General features: G+C 50.7%; 18 protein-coding genes. 9 read left to right on the top strand and 9 right to left on the bottom strand.

What is annotated here, in order from left to right; genetic code table 11:
* Positions 1-399 precede the first annotated feature (399 nt).
* The 4 genes from EL628_RS25850 to EL628_RS25865 all read right to left on the bottom strand — a co-directional run bounded on the left by EL628_RS25850 (position 400) and on the right by EL628_RS25865 (position 6,066).
* Complete coding sequence (locus EL628_RS25850; protein WP_126582876.1) at positions 400-1,863, bottom strand: WD40/YVTN/BNR-like repeat-containing protein; 1,464 nt, start codon at positions 1,861-1,863, stop codon at positions 400-402.
* On the bottom strand, positions 1,860-2,411 hold the full coding sequence (locus EL628_RS25855; RefSeq protein ID WP_126582877.1) for a sigma-70 family RNA polymerase sigma factor: 552 nt from the start codon (positions 2,409-2,411) through the stop codon (positions 1,860-1,862). Before EL628_RS25855 ends, EL628_RS25850 begins: the two co-directional genes overlap by 4 nt.
* Positions 2,412-2,581: 170 nt before the next feature.
* The gene (locus EL628_RS25860; protein WP_126582878.1) at positions 2,582-4,324 is read right to left on the bottom strand and encodes an ABC transporter ATP-binding protein; all 1,743 of its coding nucleotides are present in this window, start codon (positions 4,322-4,324) and stop codon (positions 2,582-2,584) included.
* Positions 4,321-6,066 (bottom strand): ABC transporter ATP-binding protein, encoded by a 1,746-nt coding sequence (locus EL628_RS25865; RefSeq protein WP_126582879.1) that lies wholly within the window; start codon positions 6,064-6,066, stop codon positions 4,321-4,323. Before EL628_RS25865 ends, EL628_RS25860 begins: the two co-directional genes overlap by 4 nt.
* A gap of 643 nt (positions 6,067-6,709) precedes the next feature.
* Here EL628_RS25865 and EL628_RS25870 point away from each other — a divergent pair.
* Positions 6,710-7,951: an MFS transporter gene (locus EL628_RS25870; RefSeq protein WP_161975773.1), complete on the top strand. Its 1,242-nt coding sequence runs from the start codon at positions 6,710-6,712 to the stop codon at positions 7,949-7,951.
* A gap of 76 nt (positions 7,952-8,027) precedes the next feature.
* Here EL628_RS25870 and EL628_RS25875 read toward each other — a convergent pair whose 3' ends face one another.
* A complete protein-coding gene (locus EL628_RS25875) occupies positions 8,028-8,618 on the bottom strand; it encodes a lytic transglycosylase domain-containing protein (RefSeq protein ID WP_126582881.1) in 591 nt (196 codons plus the stop codon).
* 323 nt (positions 8,619-8,941) lie between these two features.
* On the opposite strand from EL628_RS25875, the gene EL628_RS25880 reads away from it, so the two are divergent.
* Both EL628_RS25880 and EL628_RS25885 read left to right on the top strand, forming a co-directional pair.
* Positions 8,942-9,568 (top strand): PadR family transcriptional regulator, encoded by a 627-nt coding sequence (locus tag EL628_RS25880; protein WP_126582882.1) that lies wholly within the window; start codon positions 8,942-8,944, stop codon positions 9,566-9,568.
* A 34-nt stretch (positions 9,569-9,602) separates the two neighbouring features.
* Positions 9,603-11,213, top strand: coding sequence for a multicopper oxidase family protein (locus EL628_RS25885; RefSeq protein ID WP_126582883.1), 1,611 nt, complete (start codon positions 9,603-9,605; stop codon positions 11,211-11,213).
* A 446-nt stretch (positions 11,214-11,659) separates the two neighbouring features.
* On the opposite strand, the gene EL628_RS25890 is transcribed toward EL628_RS25885, so the two are convergent.
* Both EL628_RS25890 and EL628_RS25895 read right to left on the bottom strand, forming a co-directional pair.
* Positions 11,660-12,250 (bottom strand): lytic transglycosylase domain-containing protein, encoded by a 591-nt coding sequence (locus EL628_RS25890; RefSeq protein WP_126582884.1) that lies wholly within the window; start codon positions 12,248-12,250, stop codon positions 11,660-11,662.
* A 481-nt stretch (positions 12,251-12,731) separates the two neighbouring features.
* Positions 12,732-13,523: an SDR family NAD(P)-dependent oxidoreductase gene (locus EL628_RS25895; protein WP_126582885.1), complete on the bottom strand. Its 792-nt coding sequence runs from the start codon at positions 13,521-13,523 to the stop codon at positions 12,732-12,734.
* A 301-nt stretch (positions 13,524-13,824) separates the two neighbouring features.
* Between EL628_RS25895 and EL628_RS25900 the strand changes: the two genes are divergently transcribed.
* Together EL628_RS25900 and EL628_RS25905 are read left to right on the top strand one after the other, a co-directional pair.
* Positions 13,825-14,934 carry an RNA polymerase subunit sigma-70 gene (locus tag EL628_RS25900; RefSeq protein WP_245994454.1) on the top strand — a complete coding sequence of 370 codons (1,110 nt, stop codon included), beginning with the start codon at positions 13,825-13,827 and terminating at the stop codon, positions 14,932-14,934.
* Positions 14,935-15,397: 463 nt separating this feature from the next.
* A complete protein-coding gene (locus EL628_RS25905; RefSeq protein ID WP_126582887.1) occupies positions 15,398-16,480 on the top strand; it encodes a phosphotransferase in 1,083 nt (360 codons plus the stop codon).
* A 339-nt stretch (positions 16,481-16,819) separates the two neighbouring features.
* On the opposite strand, the gene EL628_RS25910 is transcribed toward EL628_RS25905, so the two are convergent.
* A complete protein-coding gene (locus EL628_RS25910) occupies positions 16,820-17,671 on the bottom strand; it encodes a patatin-like phospholipase family protein (protein WP_126582888.1) in 852 nt (283 codons plus the stop codon).
* A 626-nt stretch (positions 17,672-18,297) separates the two neighbouring features.
* Here EL628_RS25910 and EL628_RS25915 point away from each other — a divergent pair.
* The 3 genes from EL628_RS25915 to EL628_RS25925 all read left to right on the top strand — a co-directional run bounded on the left by EL628_RS25915 (position 18,298) and on the right by EL628_RS25925 (position 21,277).
* Positions 18,298-18,801: a DUF1579 domain-containing protein gene (locus EL628_RS25915; RefSeq protein WP_245994456.1), complete on the top strand. Its 504-nt coding sequence runs from the start codon at positions 18,298-18,300 to the stop codon at positions 18,799-18,801.
* A gap of 182 nt (positions 18,802-18,983) precedes the next feature.
* The gene (locus tag EL628_RS25920) at positions 18,984-20,213 is read left to right on the top strand and encodes an ISAs1 family transposase (RefSeq protein ID WP_126581053.1); all 1,230 of its coding nucleotides are present in this window, start codon (positions 18,984-18,986) and stop codon (positions 20,211-20,213) included.
* Between the two features lie 362 nt (positions 20,214-20,575).
* The gene (locus EL628_RS25925) at positions 20,576-21,277 is read left to right on the top strand and encodes a TPR end-of-group domain-containing protein (protein WP_126582889.1); all 702 of its coding nucleotides are present in this window, start codon (positions 20,576-20,578) and stop codon (positions 21,275-21,277) included.
* Between the two features lie 237 nt (positions 21,278-21,514).
* On the opposite strand, the gene EL628_RS25930 is transcribed toward EL628_RS25925, so the two are convergent.
* Complete coding sequence (locus EL628_RS25930; RefSeq protein ID WP_126582890.1) at positions 21,515-21,934, bottom strand: PNPOx family protein; 420 nt, start codon at positions 21,932-21,934, stop codon at positions 21,515-21,517.
* Positions 21,935-22,172: 238 nt separating this feature from the next.
* Here EL628_RS25930 and EL628_RS25935 point away from each other — a divergent pair, with 238 nt between their 5' ends.
* Positions 22,173-22,847, top strand: coding sequence for a TetR/AcrR family transcriptional regulator (locus EL628_RS25935; protein WP_126582891.1), 675 nt, complete (start codon positions 22,173-22,175; stop codon positions 22,845-22,847).
* Positions 22,848-23,029 lie beyond the last annotated feature (182 nt).

Consider the following 23,029-nt stretch of genomic DNA (forward strand, 5'->3'; position numbering starts at 1 on the left):
GGAGCGTTCGATGACAGTTTGGACACGCATTCTCGACAGGGCGCTACCAGCGTCGCATGATCAGAGGATAGCTTCGAGCTCGTTTCATAAACATTCCTTTGAGAGCAGCGAGAACGCGTAGAAATGACGAAACTGCCTTGCCTGTGCATCCTGGAACCCCAAATATGACAACTACCCCAGAGCCTATAGTAGAGAGCGAAGTGCAGGAATCATTGTCAGATTCGCATTACGGGGAGGAAGGATCGCCGGAGCGGTTCCCTATCCAATAGCGTGTTTACGAATACTAGAGCAGGCAATCGTGACAGCTCTTCTTTATCATGATTGCCTGCTCTGGTGGCCAGGATTCCCCTCCATTAGAGGTAGTAAGGGGCAGTTTGCCAATCCGGGTCTCCCAGGGCGCTATACAGGCAGCGTCCCGATTTTTTGCCAGGTCTGCCCTCCATCGCTGGTCTGGTATATATCACCAGTGTACGTTTGTGCGAGACCGGCCAGCGGAGAGAAAAACTTGACCGTAGCGGCCATGAAGGGAAAAGGCTTTGATGCTGCGACCCACTGGCCATTGCGTAGCGTGAAGAGGGTTGTGTCATCAAAGACATAGATATCATTAATAACGTTCAAGTTATATGAATGGGAAGGAATAGCAGAGCCGAGCACCTGCCACGAATTGCCACCATCCTGTGTCACGTACAGGAATTGCTGATCAGGACCAGTAGACGTGCTCACGCGATCAAAGAGATAACCCTTGCTAGCACTGAAGAACGTTAAGCCCTGATAGTCAGACTTTGAAGTTGTCTGGCTGAGTGTTGGCAGCGACTGCTGCTGCCAGGTATATCCTCCGTCATGGGTGACGTAGAGAGCTCCCGGGAAGGCGAGCGGATCGCTGAGCGACGGGTGCACGGGATCGTCAACATAGGTGGTGAGCCATCCTAGTCGGGCAGTGATGAACGTGATACCCTTGCCTGGATATTTGAAAGAGAGCGAGGTGAATTGGAGCCAGGTCAGACCTCCATCTGTGGTGTGGTACAGCGTCTCACCTCCTAATTGATCCAGCGTGACATTGCGGCTATCCCCGCCACAACATATGCCCCTCCACATGGTCATCCAGCCTTGCTGATGGTCCAGGAAGCTCCAGTTGAGTACGACTATACCGCCGTCGTCCGGGGAGAGTGCAGGCAAGGTGCCGCGTTGCCAGGTTGCACCGCCATCCAGGGTGCGATAGAGGTACGACTGCGGAATGGTCTGCTCGACCGCCGGTGGGACAATGATGGCCATGTTCCCGTCGAACGCGTAGACCGCGAAAGGTTGCCCCGACAGCTCTTGCGGCAGTGTAACCTGTTGCCAGTGCTTGCCACCATCGGTGGTGCGCACGATGGGGCCGTTCTTTGCTCCAGACTGACCTTGTCTGGCCCAACCGATCTGGGGAGTTGCCATGAAGACTATCTGAGCATTCACCAGGGTACCATTCCCTACCAATGTGCTCTTCTCTCCTGGAGGGATCGATACCGTACCCGTCGCGTGCGTGGTCTTTCCACCGGGCGCCGAGTGGTTTTTCCCCTGGATGAGTACAAACGCGGGCACGCTAGCCCCGAGCAGAAGTATGACCCATGCAACTACGGCAAACCATTGCAGGCGACGCACCCACACCTTTTGTGCGCGTGGCTGCGGAAAATTTATAATGATCGTTTCAGATTGGGATGCCTCTGCTGGTGCGTATCCTTGCAACTGTGGAGGTGCAACGGCGAGGAGGCGTCTCTCAATGGAAGCTAACGATGCTCTATCTTCGGGAGCGAGGCGATGAAAGTCCTGCAAATGGTTGATGAGTTCGGGATTGTCCTGTTCTTCAGGGAGCGTATTAAAGTTCATGCCCTCTCTCCTTTGCTATTGCGGGTCGATGGGATATTGTACATGGTTCTAAGCAGGCTAATGGTGCGTGAGAGCATCTGGCGCACAGCTGGTTCGTTCTTGTTAAGCAATTCCGCGATCTCCGCAGTATGCAGTCCGTGTCCATAGCGCAGGCGCAAAAGCTGCTGCTGCAGTGGTGAAAGTTGTTGAATATGTTGATGTAACTGGCTATAATCCTCGCGGTGTTGCGCGACAAGGACAGGGTCATTTTCGTCGAACAGTATCTCCGCGAACTGGTCGAGTGCCATTGCCGGACGACGGTTAGCGCGGCGGTAGCTATCGGTCAGCTTGTTGGCGGCGACGCGTCTCAGCCAGCCAAGCTGGCGTGGGCCGCTCCAGGTAAGGAGTTGCGGATTGCCAAGAGCGGCGGTAAACACATCGAGTGTCAGATCTTCTGCCTCTTCGCGTGAAGAAGCATGCAAACGAAGGTAGGTAAAGATGGGAGGTCCATAACATCGAAACATTTCACCATGATCGGTCGGTGAGATCTCATCGGCAGAATTGAGCATATCATCTCCCTCTCGTGTTTTTGCCAGTCAAGAAAAGCCTGGCAAGAAAACACATCATTCCTATATTTACCTATGTAGTCGCTGCACCATTCAATGCGTGACAGAATGTGGAGAGGGAGGTAGGAAATATCCTAAAGCCTTGCTCGATTTGCCCAGAGTTTCGTCACCTTTTACCCTGGCACATCCTCCTCCCATAGCTGCCGCATGAAAGCGCTTGCCTCAAGCACCTGATCCAGCCTCCCCTGCGCCTCAATCATCCCTTCATTAAGGACGATAATGTGGTCGGCCTGGTGCAAGACCGAGCGATGATGCGAGACCGCAAGCACAGTTGCCTCTTTCTGTATGCCAAGACGTTGCCAGAGCAGTGCCTCCGTTTCTACATCCAACGCGCTTGATAAGTCGTCAACAACGAGCAGTTCGGCTGGCCGCACAAACATGCGGGCCGCAGCGACACGTTGCACCTGCCCGCCGGAAAGGCGCATGCCACGTGGTCCTACGACGGTATCCAGGCCCTGTGGCATAGAGAGAAGATCCGCTCCCAGGACAGCCAGATCGAGCGCTCGCTTCAGCCGATCATCTTCAGGCAGGCCGAACAGGATATTCTCACGCAGGCTCTCGCTGAAAAGGCGAGGAGCCTGTGGGGTATAGGCACTGTGCGGCGGAAGGAAAAAGGTATCGGGATGTTCAACGACATCTTCATTCCAGACAATATTCCCGCTATCCTTTGGTAGTAGTCCCAACAGAACCCTGAGGAGCGTCGTCTTGCCGGATCCAACCTGGCCTGTGATAACCGTAAACGAACCGCGCCGAAGCGAGAACGAGATAGCTTTGATTCCCTGCTCCGTCCCTGGATAACAGTAGTGTAAGCTATTCACCTCAAGTCGGTTTAGCCATTGAGCACCAATTGAAGGTACATCTGCGACAATAGGTGATGGCCCACACAGGTAGAGGGGTCCTGGTTGTACGAGTACGTGTGCAGAGGCACCTTGCAAGAGAGCGACCAGGCGCGCCAGCGAGACACCAGCTTGCTGATAGCGGGTGAACACCGTTCCCAGGTAGGTCGTAAATTCAGTTATCCAGCCAATATAATAGACAAAGAGAGCAAAATCTCCGACCGTGAATGAACCATTTCGCATGGACTGGCCAGCCAGCAGAAGAATCAAACCAGTACCTATAGTAACCGTGTTCTCAAAGGCTGCCTGTGTGATACGGTTGAGCAAGCTATCTCGCATCGTCATCCGCATCCGAATGGAGCTCAGATGATCCAGGTAATCAAGCATACTTTCTTCCGTCCCAGCAACCTGAACCGCCTGCACAGCGCCAAAGAGCTCTCCAAGAAAACCACTTACATCAGCAGTCCCTTTGCGACTTTGCTCACGCCGTTGCTTAACATATGTGCCAACAAGACGCATCGTCACAATGATTGTGACCATTGGGAGGCAGACAGCCAGGGTAAGCAGCACATTGATACGACACATGATGACCAGCGCAATCACAACAAACACGCCATAGGAAATAATACGACCATCCAGCAGCTCCAGGCTCGCATCAACGTCATCGCGCAAACGATTGATCACATCCCCCGACGATGTGAGAAGAGCTGCAGCTCCCGGCAACTTGAGTATATGGGCAAACAGGTTCTTCTGGAGCAGGGTCGCGCGAAAAGGGAGTTCCCCGATCTGACTACAAAACAAAAACATACTCCGCCCGGCAACCGAGAGCAGAAGCAGGGTAATGAACCAGACAAGCTCTGTATTTTTAAGCGCATGAGCTTGTAAGCGATCAAAAAATACCTGGGCGATGAGTCCCGGAACGGTTTCACAGACTCTCACCAGAGTGAAAAAGAATATGCCACTGAGAAAAATCCAGGGACGGAAACGAAGCATGGCCCAGAAGAATTGTCGATTTTTCATGGTTGTACCTCACTATGAACGGTTCGTAACAGGTGCGAGAAGCGTGAATTGGGATCGCGAGCCAGGTTTATACGAGCGCCATATTCGCGGATACGGCCCTCCTCAAGAATGAGGATGGAGTCGGCACGCTTCACAGTACTCAAGCGATGAGCGATGATGATCGCAGTTCGTCCATACAAAAGTTTGTCGATAGCCTGTTCCAATAATCGCTCTGTAGCTGGATCAAGGCGCGAAGAAGGCTCATCCAGAATCACGACCGAGGGATCTTTCAGAAAAACGCGCACAAATGCTAACAACTGCGCTTCGCCAGCGGACAGCCCTCCACCATTAGGCGCAAGTCGCGTATCAAGCCCCTGTGGTAAATGGTGGTACCACCTGAGCATTCCCAGGTCCGTCAGGGCTGCAAGGATACGTGCATCATCAATCGTGCGATCAAAAAAGGTGAGATTATCTCGAACGCTGGCCTCAAATAACTGGACCTCTTGTGTCACCAGACCAATTGTTTTACGTAAATCAGCCCGTGCAGCGGTACGGAGATCGGTCCCGTTCAGGCGAATCAGGCCAGATGCAGGATCATAGAGCCGAAAGAGCAAACGCGCGATCGTCGACTTGCCGCTCCCGGTCCGCCCCAGGACGCCTAATACCTCGCCTGCTTGCAAGCGAAACGAAAGGTGGTGTACGACCATCACCTCATCATCATATCCAAAGGAAACGTCCACAAACTCGACTGGGAGCGCACAAGAGGGGAAGACCACGCCTGGCCCATCCTTCATCCGACTGCGCACATGCAAGAGATCATAAACCCGTGTGACACTCGCGCGCGCCTTTTGGAAATCTTCTAACTGCTCTGAAATGATAATCATAGGTAAGAAAAGCATTTGAATGTAATAGTAGATCAGGAACGCCATCCCTAATGACACCATCCCTGCTCCATACAACCAGGCCGCGAGCAGGAAAGCAATCACTGTGCCAATGGCAAAGCACAGTTGCGGCACACTCCAGGGAAGAACGGAGATCAAGCGAGCACGTAGCGTGGTAAAAAAGCGTCGGCGGGCATGCAGAAAAAAGTGGCGCATCACATAGCTTTCAGCCCCGCTTGAGCGAATATCTTCCGTCCCTCCCAGACGCTCTTCAAGAAAGCCATAGAGGTCTGCATTGGCCTGGCGCACCGCTTGCCAGGAGGGAACCGTCACCTGGCTGACAACATTGATCAGCATACCAGCCAGCAACGCAAAAAGCGTAAGGGCAAGGCCAGTATGCCATTCCTGGAACCAGGTAATGACCAGTATTCCAACGAGCAAAAGAAGATTGCCCAGTACCTGAAGCACGAACTGGGCAAAGAAGTTGCCTAGCATGGCAACATCACCATCAATACGTTCGATCAACTCTCCAGGCAAGTGTTCTTTATAAAAAGAAAGATCAAGCTGTAACAGATGCCTCGTCAGATCGATACGGAGCGCATTGGTCGCACGCCAACCAATGCGCTCGCTGGTGTATGCTGCCCAGACTCCCATGCTTTGCTGGCCCAACGTGACGACCAGAAAGAGAACGGCAATCGGGATGAGCGACGTATGCCTATCAGCCAGAGTCGCATCATCGAGAAAAACACGAAGGATCTGCGGGCCAATCAGTTTCAGTGCTAATTCAGTGCCAAAGAGCAGAGCGAAAAGAAGGACGCGCCGCCACTGAGGGATCAGATATGTAGCAAGAAGACGGCGATATTCCGGTAGGGAGAGTTGCATAAAGAGCTTCCTCACGACAGAACACGAACAAAAGTTTGTTCGTTGTCCGAATAGGCATGGTGCAGGTGCAGACAAACACCAGGACCTGAGGAAGGGGTGAACATTCTGAGAGTGAAGCGGAAGAAACCCAAACAAGGCCATGGGAGCTTGTCAAATGCAACCCACAGCCTGCTTTCTTAACAGTTTACCTCAAAATGTGCCTGGAAAAGGGCAGAATGCGGCTATGGGCAACTGGAGGAATATGATGAAGAGGCGAGTAAGCAACAAGCGCCAGGCCATAAAGAACCATCCTTTTCCAAATTTTCTGTGTGAAGATAAGTGTAACAGACCAGCAGATGCGTTGTCAATTGCGTGTATACAACGCATTCACTCAGTAGCAAAGAAGATAATCAAGTGATCAGAGGGCGATGGAGTAGCTTTCACAGATTATAGAAGTCTATAGTTTTATAAATAATTGAAAATAAGTAACAAAAATCTAAAGGTGGTGGACGATTTCTCATTATTATTATAACAGAAGTTGTCAAGAAGAGACATTGTTCGAAAGAATGGTGTTTCTACATTTAAGATGATTTATACTCTTCTCATCTCTTATAGGGATAGCGTTTCTCTCAAGAGTTTCTTTTCGAAAGGTGGAAGAGCATCCATGGCACTGAAATCGTCTCTCTGGCACAATCGCGATTTCCTTTTATTATGGAGCGGACAGACACTTTCGAGTGTTGGTACTGCTGTCTCACTCTTGGCCTTTCCTTTGCTCATATTAGCTGTAACACGTTCACCAGCTCAGGCTGGGTTTATTAGCGCTATGCGCTCGCTGACCTATTTACTCTTTGTGCTTCCAGCGGGAGCTCTCGTTGACCGCTGGGATCGTAAGCGAGTGATGGTTGTGTGTGATGCTGGACGATTATTGAGCATGGCAAGCATTTTCTTTATTGGGATATCTGGCAGGCTCACAATCGAGGTGTTATATATAACAGGGTTTCTTGATGCCCTGTTAGGAACGTTCTTTAGTATTGCAGAAGTTTCTTGTTTACCTCAAATTGTTGACAGAGCACAGTTACCTTCCGCAATGGGACGCACACAGGCAACTACAGGCATTATGAATCTCGTTGGATCTCCACTTGGAGGGTTACTCTTTTCAATACAGATGTTTTTGCCTTTCCTCGCAGATGCTGCCTCTTATCTGGCTTCATTGGTTTCGCTATTATTCATGCGAGTCCAGTTTCAAGAACAGCGAGAGGCAATAGATCAGCATCTCTTCAAGGATATCGCAGAAGGTTTACACTGGCTCTGGAAACAACCCATCTTACGTGCAATGGCACTTGTCACTTCTGGAAATGTCTTCTTCGGGGCAGGTCAAACACTTATCGTAATTATTATCGCACAATCACATCACGCATCCAGTGAAAAAATTGGAATCATCTTGAGCATCGGAGGAATTGGAGGGATTATAGGATCAATGGTAGCAGCGAAGGTGCAACAACGTGTCCGCTTTGCTGTTGTGATCCTTGGAGTACTTTGGTTGGATGCCTTGCTATGGATACCGTTGATATCATTGCCATCTCTATTGTTGCTCGGATGTACAGTTGGAACTACCTATTTCCTAAGCCCAATCTATAATATTGTGAATATGGGCTATCGATTTAAGCTCACTCCTGATGCAATGCGTGGCAGAGTAAACAGTGTCTCACGCCTGATTAGCAATGGTCTAGCACCTTTGGGGCTAACACTTACAGGGTTATTATTGCAATACTATGGTGCGCAAGTGACCATCATGTTTGCAGTGGGCGGTCAGTTATTGCTTGCATTCTGTGCTATGACAAGTAGCTCAATCAGATATGCACATGTTCTTGACCTTTCACATCGACATAGCGCTAGTCCAGATTGAAGAACAAAAAGCCAGGAACGGATCAAGTTGATCCATTCCTGGCGGAAGAAGGTCTGTTTCCAGCTCGCAGGTGAGACTAGCCCATAATCGTGTGGACATAGTGCTGTGTCTCAGCAGGGGTATAAGCGAGCCAGTTGGCACCCCCAGCATTAACCGCAGCATTCACATTGCCAGGGCCAGCATTATAGGCGGCCAACGCCTTGGCATAATTGCCACCATACATGCGGCTGAGGTCGGCCATATGGCGAGCGGCTCCATCCAGCGCCGAATTGGGATCGTAGGGATTGACACCCAGGGCCGCAGCCGTTCCGGGCATAAACTGGGCAATCCCGATTGCCCCAACCGAAGAGCGAGCATTGGGATTAAAGCCACTCTCTTGCTGAATCTGACGGACAAAGAGATCGGGACTGATACCATGACGAAGAGCCGCAGCGCGGGCCACGCTCTCATAGGAGCTATTTGCAGCAACCGAAGCCGTCTGAACCTGAACGGTTCGTGAGGGAGAAGCCGCAGTGGCAGCGGTGTGTGGTGTCGCGAAGAAGGTCTGGAAGCCCATGAAACCGGTCAGCGCAAGACCAGCAACGGAACCAGCCAGCATCGCACTCCAGCCAGCAGCTTTCTTCTGGGTTGCAGGACGATTGGAGTGGAGGGTGGTTGGAGTGATCATGTTCAGTACGTTCCCTTTCGTGTCAGTATGGTAAGGAGAGCACACCGTGTGTTCTCGCACATATTTCTGTCTGGTTGTCTATGAGATGTATCAACACCGTGTGGTATTGAACAAGTAGGTGTTGTTTTCTTCAACACCCACAGTATAGAAGCTCAGGCTCACGACGGCCTCACATTCTCAACCAGATTTCTAGCGGGAACCTCACAATGACTTTTGTTTGGTGAACAAAGAATTCCCTTTGTTCCTCTCTTGCTTTATCTATATCGATTCGGTATACTGATAATAGTAGTATCGAACCGATATAGTGTAAGGCAGGCAGAGCATTGGCAGAGAAGCAGAATCTACCAGAGAAAAAAGACATTAGACGAAACAGCGGTGGGCGTAGTCCTCACCCTGCTTATGAATTGTTTGTGGTGGGTGAACTCATGAATGGGCCTCAACATGGCTATAAACTCCACGCGATCATCCAGCGCATTTTAGGTCCATTTCATCGGCTTAGCTGGGGGACACTCTATCCCCTTATTCGTCGACTTGAACAACAAGGTCTGATTACGTTCGAGAGTGAACAAGACGATACTACAGCTTCTCAAGAGAGGCATAGACAGACACGCAAACTCTATCATCTCACTGATGCTGGTCGGGAGCATTTCTTTACCCTCATGCGTGACCCGGGTGAATATGATTCGGACTACCCAGACCTGTTTGTGGTCAAACTCTCCAAGTTCAGCCTGGTGGACGCTGCCCTACAACTTGCTGTGTTACAGCAGTATCGCGAGTACCTCCACATTTTGCGCGAACATTACGCGCGTGGAAGCAGTATGGTGGTGTCCAACCCTGGAATTCAGGACCAGGAGCGTCCTTTCATCCTGCAGTTAGCTGACTACCACATTCACTCGTGTGATGCTACGTTAGCCTGGCTTGAGACGAAGATTACCGATTTGATGGAATAGTAGAAGAAATCTGAGAGTTGAGAAATAAGACAGTATGAAAAACCAGCGAGAAACAGAACAGCAGGAAAGCGTCATCGAGCCCCAGGTAGGGGGGCCAGTAGCGAAAAAGCAGAAGCGAAAGAAATTAGTGAAGCGCTTTCTTCTGGGTGTACTTTGTTTTCTGCTCATAGTCGGTGGCGGTATTGGATGGGGCATGTGGTCTTCTCGCTATCCCGAGAGGATCAATATGGGGACTGCCTGCCATACGGAAGATATGAAAGATATGAAAGATATGAATATGAGCGATATGGGAAGCATGTGCCAGGCTGGGCACTCTGGTTCCGGTACGCCCATAGACACTCTACAAGCGCCTCAGACAGCTGCTCACATCGATACATTCACTCTGACAGCTCAACCTGCTCACCTTTCCTTTGGTTCTGGCAATGCCAGCGATGCCTGGACCTTCAATGGCACCTCACCCGGACCCACACTCCATGTGCGACAGGGGGATCTAGTGATGGTACATCTTGTCAATCACCTCTCCTTTGGAGTCACTATCCATTGGCATGGTATGACCGTTCCCAACAGTGCAGATGGGGTCGCAGGCGTCACTCAAGACGCCGTCAAACCAGGACAGACCTATACCTATCGGTTTCTGGCAAAAGATGCCGGGACGTACTGGTATCACTCGCATCAGGAAAGCTTTGAACAAACAGGCCATGGCCTTTATGGGATGGTCATTGTCACTCCCATCATTTCTACAGTACATGATGATGTCGATACAGCGCTTGCTCTCCATACCTGGAATAGCAGCCCAACGCTCAACGGAGCCATGGGTACGGTGCATGTCTCAGCACAATCAGGTCAGTGGGTTCGCCTGCGCCTTGTCAATACCGATAATTATCCTTATCACTTGACGCTGGTTGGGACGCCTTTCCTGGTTGCTGCGCTCGATGGGCACGATATCAACGGACCAACGCCATTGACAGCGGTGCCCCTCTCAATTGATGGAGGGCAGCGCTATGACCTGCGCTTCCATATGCCTGAGAATGGTCCAGTCGCGCTGCTCATTGCCAAAGATGGTGACCAACAGTATGCAAAGGCGCCCGTGGTGCTTGTTGGGCAGGGACAATATGTTTCCAGTGCTCTTCCCTCTCTCAGCCAGAACGAGTTTAACTTTGCAACCTACGGGCAGCCGCGAACAGACCCCATCACCCTCCAGAGCCACTTTGATATGACCTATACAATCTCCCTTGGCTTCACCATTGGTTTTTCCAATAGTCGGCCTGGGCCGGTCTTTACCTTGAATGGCAAATCCTTCCCGAATAGTCCTGAAATTGTGGTCAAGCCAGGACAGCTCATTCGACTCCATTTCGAGAATAATGCGGATAGTGGTATCCACCCGATGCATCTGCATGGACATACCTTCACTGTATTGACAAAGAATGGTCGGGCACTGGCCGGAAGTCCTGTACACCTCGATACCATCAGTGTGCGACCTCATGAGAGCTATGATGTAGCTTTTTACGCAGACAACCCTGGGTTATGGATGCTCCATTGCCATAATCTGTTTCATGCCAATCACGGCATGGATATGATGGTCGTGTATCCCAACATCTCTACCCCCTATACGATTGGCAATGCATCAGAAAATTTCCCTGATTAACGTCCGGAAGAAGCCTCCTTGTTCATGCCAGGTGAAAACGGCGAAAGGCTCGCCCCCCTGTTTTTGATAACAAAGAGTGACCCTTTCGACAATGGCGAAATAGACCAGCTGGCTGTGTCCTGGTCAGGCACCAGGGACCGGAACAAGCTTTATGCGAATCATCCGCCAGCAGTGGTCTATTTTTGATCTTTTTTGTCCCTCAACTCCATCAGTGCCAGTAATCCATCCGCGAGGCCTCCTCGCCAGCAGAAAAGATCATGCCCTCCATTGAATTCCGTATAGTGAACTTCATACCCTTTTGCAAGCAGAACATCGCGCAAATGCCTATTCGTGACAATGATATTGGTAAAGGAATTGTCAGAATACTCAAGTAGACAAAAGCCAGGAACGGATCAAGTTGATCCATTCCTGGCGGAAGAAGGTCTGTTTCCAGTTCGCAGGTGAGACTAGCCCATAATCGTGTGGACATAGTGCTGTGTCTCAGCAGGGGTATAGGCGAGCCAGTTGGCACCACCAGCATTGACCGCAGCATTCACATTGCCGGGGCCTGCATTATAGGCGGCCAGCGCCTTGGCATAATTGCCACCATACATGCGGCTGAGGTCCGCCATATGGCGAGCGGCCCCATCCAGCGCCGAATTGGGATCGTAGGGATTGACACCCAGGGCCGCAGCCGTTCCGGGCATAAACTGTGCAATCCCGATCGCACCCACCGAAGAGCGAGCATTGGGATTAAAGCCACTCTCTTGCTGAATCTGACGGACAAAGAGATCCGGACTGATACCATGACGAAGAGCCGCAGCGCGGGCCACGCTCTCATAGGAGCTGTTTGCAGCAATCGAAGCCGTCTGAACCTGGACGGTTCGTGAGGGAGAAGCCGCAGTGGCAGCGGTGTGTGGTGTCGCGAAGAAGGTCTGGAAGCCCATGAAACCGGTCAGCGCAAGACCAGCAACGGAACCAGCCAGCATCGCACTCCAGCCAGCAGCTTTCTTCTGGGTTGCAGGACGATTGGAGTGGAGGGTGGTTGGAGTGATCATGTTCAGTACGTTCCCTTTCGTATCAGTGATGGTAAGGAGAGCACACCGTGTGTTCTCGCACATATTTCTGTCTGGTTGTCTATGAGATGTATCAACACCGTGTGGTATTGAACAAGTAGGTGTTGTTTTCTTCAACACCCACAGTATAGAAGCTCAGGCTCACGACGACCTCACATTCTCAACCAGATTTCTAGCGGGAACCTCACAATGACGTTTGTTTGGTGAACGATGAAGCGTTGGGGAATGAAAGAGCGTTCTCGGAGGGAGATCAGAAGCATCAGCAGTAGATTTTCAGATGTGTGGAAGCGGTCCAAACCAGCTCCTATAGAGGTATTCCCCGCGAAAAAAAGGCCCTGGTTGGCCTGAATGTGCTACTCCCTGTCTCAAGCGTGGGCTGTCTTCTCCCCGGTCGGGAGCAGGCGGTGTGTGTTATTCACCTGCTCTCGCGACCGGGGAGTGTGTGGTGCCGGGCGAGTCTATCCTACTCGACGAGTGATCCACAAGACAGGTTTGCGAACGTCGCAGTCATCGCACTGGCCTGATCAGAAGCCAGAAATACCGCTGTGTTCGTGACTTCAGTCAGCGTCGGTAACCGTCGTAATAACGTGAGTGACTCCGTTTGGGCCTGAATCTCCTCCCTCGTCAGGCCCAGCAGACTGGCACGAGCACTGTAGGCATTGCGAACAACTGCCGTCTCTGGGATAGCATCCGAACGGATGCCTGCGACGCGAATACCCTGTGGCCCCAACTCGACCGCGAAACTGCGCGTGAGCGCTTCGAGCATCGCCCATGCTGGCGCGAGTCCTCCAAAAGAAGGGACAGGGACACGTGCCAGGATCGCGGTAAGCGTTAAGATGACCCCTGATCTCTTCACAACCATGCGTCGTGCCGCCGCTCGTGTTGTCAAGAAATATGCCCTTGTATAGTTGGTAATGGGGTTCGCAAAGCTTTCGAGCGACAACTCAGTAAGCGGTTTGCCCAGGCCGCCTGGATCAGCAAAATTCGCTACATTAATGCAAACATCAATACTTCCGGCTGACCTGACTACCATATCAGTAAACTCCTCGACAGCTTGCTCGTCGAGGACATCAACCTGAGCTGTGTGAGCTACTCCACCAGAGTTGGAGATAGTCTGTGCCACTGCATCAAGCGTTGAGAGGGTGCGACCAGCAAGAAATACGCTTGCCCCTTCACGTGCAAAAGCCTGCGCTAACGCAGAACCAACGCCTCCTGCAGCTCCATAGATGATAACGTTCTTCTTCTCAAGTAACATAGTGATCTCCTTTGTGTTCTCATTTGTTTTATCCAAAAGGCTCAGAGATGCTTACTCATCACCGGCCAGAACAGCCTCTGCTCTATTGGTAGAGACACTTAATAAACTGTTGGAAGAGGGAAAACTATGCGGTCTGCCAGGGAATTGTTTCACTTGATCTGCCCTTTGCTCCAAACGGTTGTGGAACACTCCAATCGCTGGCAGAGAGCCTGTATGAGATGGTAGAATAAAGGTGATGCAGCATCAATGAGATGATTCATCACTGAACAAGATCCAGGAGCAAGAAGAAAGGCGCATTAGCGTGATAGAGAAACAAAGGAAAACTCATGATGGACAAGACGCACCAATCTCAGATCTTGCTCTTCTTAGTCAATCGTATAGCGCTTCTTTGATTGAACCATATCGCCAGGAACTGCTCCTGCACTGTTATCGTTTGCTAGGATCACCGTACGATGCCGAGGATGCAGTACAAGAAACCATGCTGCGTGCCTGGCGACACTTTGGCACATTCGCGGAGAAGGGCCCCGGGTCGTTGCGCTCCTGGTTGTACACGATTGCAACCAACACCAGCCTTGACACACTCAAGAAACGCTCACCGCGTACACTACCAACCATCACCTCCCCAGCGTCCGACCCAACGAAGCCAGTTGCGCCAGGAACTGCTGAGGTGCTCTGGCTTGAACCGTTCCCTGATAGCTGGCTGGTTTCAGCAGAGGAGCAGGCAGAAAATCCGGAAACACACTATACGCGATACGAGAGTATCTCTCTGGCCTTCCTCGCCGCCTTGCAGTTGCTCCCACCACGCCAACGAGCTATCCTGATTCTCTCAGATGTGCTGGACTGGCGAGCAAATGAGATTGCGCAGTGGCTTGACGTTTCGGTGTCAGCAGTGAATAGCGCCTTGCATCGTGCCCGCGTGACGCTTGAGAAGAACTATACACGCGAGACGTATGAAGTGGCATCCGTCAGTCGCATTGATGAAGCAACCCATTCGTTGCTCGCTCGTTATCTACAGGCGTGGGAGACTGATGACGTGGATGGACTCGTGGCACTGCTGAAAGAAGACGCAACGCTCTCTATGCCTCCGGTCCCTTCGTGGTATCAGGGACGAGCAGCAATTCGGACCTTTCTTCTTGCGATCTTATTCCCATCTGGTACGCAGAAACGATGGCGACTCTCTCCGACCTCTGTCAATGGATGTCCGGCATTTGTGGTGTATCGAGCCGAGGAAGAAACATGTTCCTATCGAGCGTTTGCTCTTCAAGTGCTCACGCTTACGGATTCGCCGTTTCCCAGGCAGGTGGCCTCGTTGACTGCTTTTCTTAGCCCGGAGCTAGTCACCTCCTTCGGATTCCCGCTGTATCTGCCCCCAATCGATCAAACTTTTTCTGGCTCAGTTCAACCTCACTAGCGATTTTGTCACCGACATAGAGCGTGATATGGTCAGCAACGGATCCATTGCGAATGAATGGACCCTTTCTCCAAGCAGCGAAGTTTTGCGCTTCAAGTCGCACAATAAGCGCAAAATGAACACTCTCAATACCGGACGATGGTGGTCAAAGGGAGAAGCAGAGACTGACTGGGAGGTAGTCGAAGGGTAAGGAGTGTTGTTCTTGCCCTCTCTCATGCTTGACTTTTTCATTGGTATCCTTTAGAGTAGTATCTTGCCTATGCTGAGATGACCAGAACCATATCAGGTCGCTCAGGAGCAATTTCAAAACAAGAAATACACGAGCGCTACAGACAAATCATCTGTTTACAGATTGGCAGGCGCTCGCAGAAGACTGAGATCCAGGAATAGCATTGCTATCTTGTTTCTTAGCATTCTGCGAGCGCCTTTTTTCTTGTTTTATTGACGCAAGGAGGAAAGGTTTATGACAATGGATCAAAACATTTCTGCCAACTCATCTCTGTTTGGTCTCTCGTCTGCACAATTCAAACCAATTGTTGAACAACTCGTCTCTGAGGAAAAATTGCGACAATTCTTGGTAGAAGGCGAGCGATCTTTACAAGGTTTCCAGGGATATTGCGCGGATAAAAAGGTAGTGATCGTTTCCTATCTCACTGAGGCTGGTAGACAGGAAAGACGACCTCTCTTTATAAAGCGTCTTTTCCCTTTTATTCCAGCAGAAGCGTATCATTATCACTATCTTGAGGCATCCGGGGTACCCGTGGCTCATCTCTATGGTGTTCTCAATGGCTCACAGGGGGAAGAGATCCTGTTTTTGGAATATCTCGAACGGATCGGAATTGCTCGCCATGTACCAGAAGAACTTTGGCAGTGGCTGCGCGTTCTCGTAGAATTGAATACAGTTGTTCTTGATGAACACTATGCAAAAAAGCTTGTGCATCATCAGCATGAACGGTGGCTTCAAGATGGTGAATTCCTGGGCCAGTTCTTTGATCAGCTTGAAAGACATGCTCTTTACGGTGATTTAGGTGACACGATACAAGCTCTTTACCAGAAGCACTCAGTCAAACAGCAAGCACTCCTCCACATGGCGTATCGTCTGGGAGAGTTGGTACGAACGCTGCCTCAGGGCCTCATTCACGGCGATTTCGTTGAGCAGAACGTGGGTTGGCGCATGCAGGCGCAAAAGTTGCTGATTTTTGATCTCCACAAAGTCGCCCTGGGACCGCGTTTCTGGGATATTGCTGGTGTTCTCAAATCACTGTTGAAACCAGACGCGGCTCTCTCCTATCAGGAGGCAGCTCAATATTATCTTGAGCTATGGCAGCAACGAACCGGCCAAGCCCTCGCGCTGGAAACCTTTCTTGCAGAGGTCGAGGCACTTTGGCAGATCACGCTCTTACAAAGCCTTCCCTGGCATCTTGAACGTGCCCTTGACGGAGAGGTAGATTGGACACCAGATCGCGAGGAGGGTCGGCACGTCTATCGGCGCTGGCTCTATGGGAGGTTACTACAACTTTTTGAGGCGTCCTCTTTGCAGCCTTGATTTCTTCCTCGCTTTCCCAACAAGTGTGGGGGAATTGCCAGGAGCGTTCAAGGTATTTACAACGTTTCCTGGTATTCCCCTAGATAGGGAGCTACCTTTCCAATCATCAAAGCGTCCAATTCCACCTTTCAGTGAAAATTCCCATTCTTCAATGCAAGATCGGTCAGCTTTTCACTTCATTTACCATCAGTGCCATCAATCCATCCGCGAGAGCTTCTCAAAAGGAGACCCTTATCTTCCTGGGAATTCCTACGAACATGCCCAGTGAGGTTGTTTAGGGAATGTTCGTAGGAAAGTCGACTCAAAGAGCGTCATTCATGTTTCACTGAGCACAATTCATTACCACAGGTCAGCCACGCGCGCCGCCAAGCGCCGACCTTGCTCTCGGCCCAGATTGGCCGCGATTCCTCGCAAGGAGGGATCAAGAGCGTTGCCCCCGGCGGAGGCCAGAGCTGCCTTCATCGCATCATCAGGCTCGATCACTTCTATTTGCGCTCCCTGGCGCTGCAAACGTGCTCTTTGCTCCTCCAGGCTTTCCGGTAAAGGAAATGGAGGTGCATCGGGCTGGAGCACCAGGATCTTGTCGAAGCCAGCCGCTAAGTCCAGATTGGCCATCGAGTAGCACCCACCATCGATATAGCGATGGTGATTGATTGTGGCTGGAGGCCATACATAGGGCACCGCACAACTCGCCGTGACCGCATCAACCAAATCAACCCCGGACTCCCTTGTAAAAATGGTTCGTTCGCCACTGAACGCATCAACAGCCACGATCTCTAATCGGCTTTGGGGCCAACTATGTACCGGCAGCCGTGAGACAATCACGTCCCGACGCTTCGTCTCTGTCACTGTAGGAGCGGCCAGAGCCAGAGCGCCAATGCGTTGCAAGATCTCTGAACTGGTTCCTCCTTCTTTCAGAACGCGTGTGAAATCAGCAATCATCTTCTGGAAGTCGGGCTGCGGTGCTAATTCCTGAGCCTGGAGCGCGGGATCAACCTGTCGCTGGAAGAGTTCATCCAGCGTAAGGCCACTGGTGATCTGTGCGGCTACAGTAGAACCTGCCGAGGTTCCCAGAAACAGGTCAGCATTGCGAAGATCTACCTCGGCTTCGGCCAGTCCCACGAGCAGCCCGGTCTCCCAGGCAATTCCCGCTACACCCCCTCCGCCGAGCACTAACGCGCGTGTTGTCATCGTTCTATTCCCTCATATGTATACAGCTAGAGAAAAATACATCGCCCTTTCTGACCATGGTTCTGTTTTCGCTGCTTTCCCAAAAAAGCAGACAGAAAAGGCGGTTCCCATGTGCAGAGCTGAGCAGATTGAAGCATCAAAGCCATGAAGCCAGAATGTGACGAGGAACTATCAGGAAGACTGTCAGCATCAAGACTCGTCATAAGCGCTCGATTGGTGTAGACCAGATTGAGCCAGTGAGGAGCGCTTTTGGGTATAAACGGAAACAACCCATCTAGTAGCCAGTCCAGATTGTTATTGACAATAGGCTTCCTGGCTTTTACTTGAGTATCTCACTCCTGTCAATTTCAATGTGGACTCACTATTAGCTCATCTTTACTCCCAGGCATGCGGAAAATCAGGCGACAACAGGGATTCCGAAAGGGAAAGGGGCTTTCAGGGACCACAAACACCCATTCTTGGCAGAATCAAACTGGACTGACTATTAGTAGCTTCAGACTCCTGGCTATTCTGCAAATCTCGCGACTCCAATCAGGGTCACTATCACCCTCTTTTCGTATTAGAATCGAGAAAGTAAAAGATCTCCTGATCTTTCTCAAAGGTTGAAGAAGAAAAGAAGGATTCACATGAACAACAACTTTGATCAATCTGATACTCATAGTTTCGATCCATTGATTGGCACCTGGAGCATAGTCAATCGGCGCAAAAAACGGGAGTACGTCTTTCTGCCTGAGAAAGAGGCTGAGTGGGATGAGTTCCCGGCTCGCTCTCGTTTTGAAAAGCAACTCGCTGGCCGTGCGGTTGCTGAGTATTGGGAAGGCACGCTTCCTTCAGGGGAGAAATTACTTGGGTATAGTGTGAAGGCTTTTGAACCCACAACACAGCAATGGGCCATTACCTGGATCGACAACCGCAATCCCCTGGATTTCAGGCCGGTACTCGGAACATTTGAAGCAGGCGCTGGCACTTTTTTTCAGATCATTGAAACCCCAGATGGTCAACCCTTACATCTGCGCTTAATCTGGGATGAGCTGACAGAGTCAACGGTGCGTTGGCAACAAGCTTTTTCCTTTGATGAAGGCAAGTCATGGGATACAAACTGGGTAATGCAATTTACCCGCGAACAGTAGTTATTCTGAGGTCAGCGTACCCAGAACCTCGCGTACAATTTTCAGGTCTGGATACGCTGAACCCGACTACAAATGGTTTTGTATCATAATCCAGGGCTTTCCAATTCTAAAAATGGAGATGAAAAAGAAGAGTTTTCCTTGTAGAATAGAAAAACCAATCACACTCTCAAGGAAAACTCTGCATGGACTATACCACATTTTCCCTTCCCGAGAGGAAGGCAGAAATCAACAACCCAGCACTCTTTCTCTCTTTGTATCATCTCTTTCAACACCTTCCCGATCCCCGAAGAGGTCAGGGACAACGCTATGAACTGGCTTTCGTGCTCACGTTGGTCGTCGTCGCCAAGATCTGTGGAGAAAAAACCCTCAAAGGAGTCACTCAATGGGCACGCTATCGCAGGATGCTCATTGCGCAGCACTTTGGGCTCACGCGAAAGACGATGCCTTGCCAAACCACCTACAGCAATCACCTGGCCATGGTCGATCCTGCACAGTTGAGTCAACTGCTGGCTGATTTCTTTGTGCGATGGGAAGCGCAAGGTCGTTGCCAGGATGAACCGAGTCGTTTACGAACACCCGCAGGTGCCTACGAGCATGCCCATCTGGCCCTGGATGGCAAGACCGTTCGGGCAACGACCTCAGAAGAGACCCCGGTCCATCAATTGAGCTTGTATGAAGTCAACACAGGGATCATGCTGGCCCAGTGCAATGTGAGAGACAAGCAAAATGAGATCAGTGCGGCCAAGACGCTCTTCAACCCGGCAGTACTTAGAGGACGCATTGTCAGCGCTGATGCGATGCATACCCAACGGCACTTTTGTTCCCTGATTCATCACGCTGGTGGGTTTTACGTCTTGATAGCCAAAGGCAATCAACCATCCTTGCGAGAAGATATTGCCGATTTTTTTGAAGATCCCTCCCCTGATCGTCGACGGTGGAAGCAAGCCCAGACGTGTGAGAAAGGTCATGGGCGCGTGGAGAGGCGGGAGATCGTCTGTAGCCCCGACCTCAATGACTGGTTTGCCGCCACCTGGTGTGGCATTGAGCAAGTCTTTCGCCTCACCCGTGACACGGTGATCAGCAAAACAGGACAGCGCAGACAAGAAGTGGTCTATGGATTCACCAATGTGCCCATGCGACACGCGTCAGCGGATCGTCTGTTGGACGTAGTGAGAAAGCATTGGGCGATCGAAAATCGACTGCACTGGCGTCGAGATGTGACCTTGGGGGAAGATGGTTGTCAGTCACGGACCCAAAGCGTTCCCCATGTGTTAACCCTTTTGAACACCTGTGTGCTGAGCCTCATGGATCGCTTGGGGGTCAAAAATGTTCCCGACCAAATCCGTTGGTTTCAGCAGGACCCTACCCAGGCTTTTCTTCTGGTTCAGAAGGGAACATGCCATGTCGTTTAGAATTGGAACGCCCTGTATCATAATCTGCCTGACTTGCCAAAAAAGCCAGTTCCTGTTATACTTGAGCTATCACTGAAACTGAACGAAAACTGAAAGGAGGTGCACATCGATGAATCACTTCGTAATAAAGCGCTGCACCTCGCAAGGAAGACCGGCCTGTCACTGATTCTTTCTCTCCATCCTTGACTCTCTGGCTGTAGTAGTGAGCCTCCGCATCTCCAGGAGCCATTGTGCTTCATGGTCTCACCCTTCTTTTTTGCCCTGGTGCATAGCTTCCCTTTTTCTTCTTGACCATTTGCCAAAATCTGCGTGTACCGTATGACTTTGTTGTTTTATGCAAAACTATACCAGGGAGACTACCTATGAACCAGACGAGTTTTAAGCCACTGTTACTGGACCTATTACGTCATGCTCAAGCCAACCAGAATGCGTTTTTTCAGGCACTGCCTCCAGCAGAGTTAACCATCATTGGTGAGCCTGACTACTGGTCTGCCAAAGATCATGTCGTTCACTTATCGTACTGGCGACAACGTCTTGTACTGCGTGTGCAAGCCCATCTTCAGCAACGCCCGCAGCCTGCATCCGAGCCTTTTGAAATAATCAATCCGCTCATCTTTGAGGAGAATCGCTATCGTTCCTGGCCAGAGATTCTTGTTGAGTCCGATCAAGTCTATGCCGATCTTATCGAACTCACAGAACAACTCACTGAAGAAGATCTGACAGCTAGTGATCGCTTACAGAAAGGCATGCCTTTCTATCTCTCCTTCATGGGAAATTGTTATGAACATACTCAGATTCATCTGGGATATTATCTGCTAGAGCGTCATGATGTTGAAGGTGCACAAGAAATATATGAGGTCTGGGCCAATGGGGTGATTGAGGCGGATGTACCTGAACTCTTGAAAGGGTACATGCTTTATAATCTCGCCTGCTTTTATGCCACACATAATCAGTTGGAGAGGGCCGAGACGAGCTTGCAGCAGGCTTTTGCGCTTTACCCGGAAACCAGAGAATTTGCTCGCACTGATCCAGAACTCGTAGAACTTCAACATATGCTAAAATAATCTGCTTCAAGCGAAACTGAATTACCCCCAAAGGCCACTCCAACTCAGATTTCACATTCCTCCATTGGAGGGTCTACTCTGAGAAGTTCCAGAGCAAGCAAGGAGCATCATCTTCATTTTGGTCGTCATTTCAGGGACGTGAGCACGTTCGGCGAAAAACTTATGAACCGAACGTGCTCACGTCCCTGAAAGACAGGCTGATGCAGCCTCTGAACAACGCCTCTGAGGATATCTTAATTAGATGGGTATGCTATGGACCCACAAGAATTGCTGAATATCCCGTGATTGGTACACCCACCTGAATAGCGGCGGGTAGGCAGGGAGCGCTTGCGCGGCTGAGATGATTTCTGGCCTTCCGAGCACATATTCCTGCCCGTGTGTCTTAATGATGCATTTCCCGGAGGCCATGACATTGTGACACCAGTTCACCTTCGTGGCATTCCCATAAAGCAGAGCTATTACAAAACCATCTCCCAGAGGATACGCGGTCAGCGGCGTTGCGAACTCTTTGCCACTGCTGCGCCCAATATGCTTGAGAAGTGAGTAGGCACGCAGGGGACCGCCAGCGATTTTGAGAAAGATCACATTGGATTTTTTATTGAGCTGGCTTCTAGAGCCTGGCTGTTGCTGTGGAGTACTTGGGGCCTTTTCTTGCATGCCCTTTTACCTGCTCTTTCTATCTGTATGAGTACGCATGGTATGACTGCGTCGTGTTTTTTCCCAGGAATTGAGATCAGGCTCTTTGCCTGATGGAAAGGCAGATTGACTGCATATCCATTGTGTGACACAATCATAGTTACATGACAACATGTCTTGTTTCAAGCATATCTTCTTCTCTGGCTAGAAACCAGGAGCAAATTAAAGGAAATGTCACTTATGTGACAGGAGGCGCAAAGTGTCTCATAACTCTGGCGATCTGCGGGTGCGTCGCACACAGAAATTGTTACGCGAGGCGCTGATTGCTTTGATTGAAGAGCGCGGCTTCGATGCGATCACGGTGGGAGAAATTGCCGAACGCGCGATGGTTAGCCGAGCAGCCTTCTATCGCCATTATCAGGACAAGTACAACCTGGTTGAGAAGATCTTTGAGGAAATGATAGCCGAAGTCATACATGGGATCGATCCGTTGCGCCACTCGGTGATGGAGCGCCTCGGATCTCAGCCCTCAACAGATCCCTGGGGCGAGATCCTCGAACAGGCACCAGAAGCTCATGCTACACCAGAAGCGTGGATAAAGATGTTCGACCATTTCGCGCACTATGAGCGGCTGTATCGAGCACTTTTAGGCAAGAAGGGAAGCTCCTGGTTTGTGACCAGAATGCGTACGTTTATCGCCGACATGCTGAGCACACGTCTCCAGGAACTGGTGGGAGCTCTTAGCCATCAGCACATTGCTGAGAAAAGCGTCTTCGCAAATGGTTTTCTCCCAAATCTCATCAGCGCGCAGTTCATCGAAGCTATTGTCTGGTGGCTTGAGCAGGAACGACCGTATTCATCCAGGCAGATCGCCACATATTCCTATCACTTGATGAGATCATCACTCAGAGAGGCAGGGACATGGGAGGAATGAAAAGCATCAAAGATCGGAACCATCGCCACAACTGTTGGGCTACTTGCGCGTGCCGGATTGCGGCGCAAGTAGCCCTCATCCATCCGCCCACTGGCAAAACCGACGCAGCCCGGAAATTACTCTGCTCTGAGTACGAGGAGCACGGCCCGCGAGCTTGATTTATTTCATAATTTGGGAAAGGG

This window comes from Tengunoibacter tsumagoiensis, from assembly GCF_003967535.1.
In the GTDB taxonomy this organism is placed as follows: domain Bacteria; phylum Chloroflexota; class Ktedonobacteria; order Ktedonobacterales; family Ktedonobacteraceae; genus Tengunoibacter; species Tengunoibacter tsumagoiensis.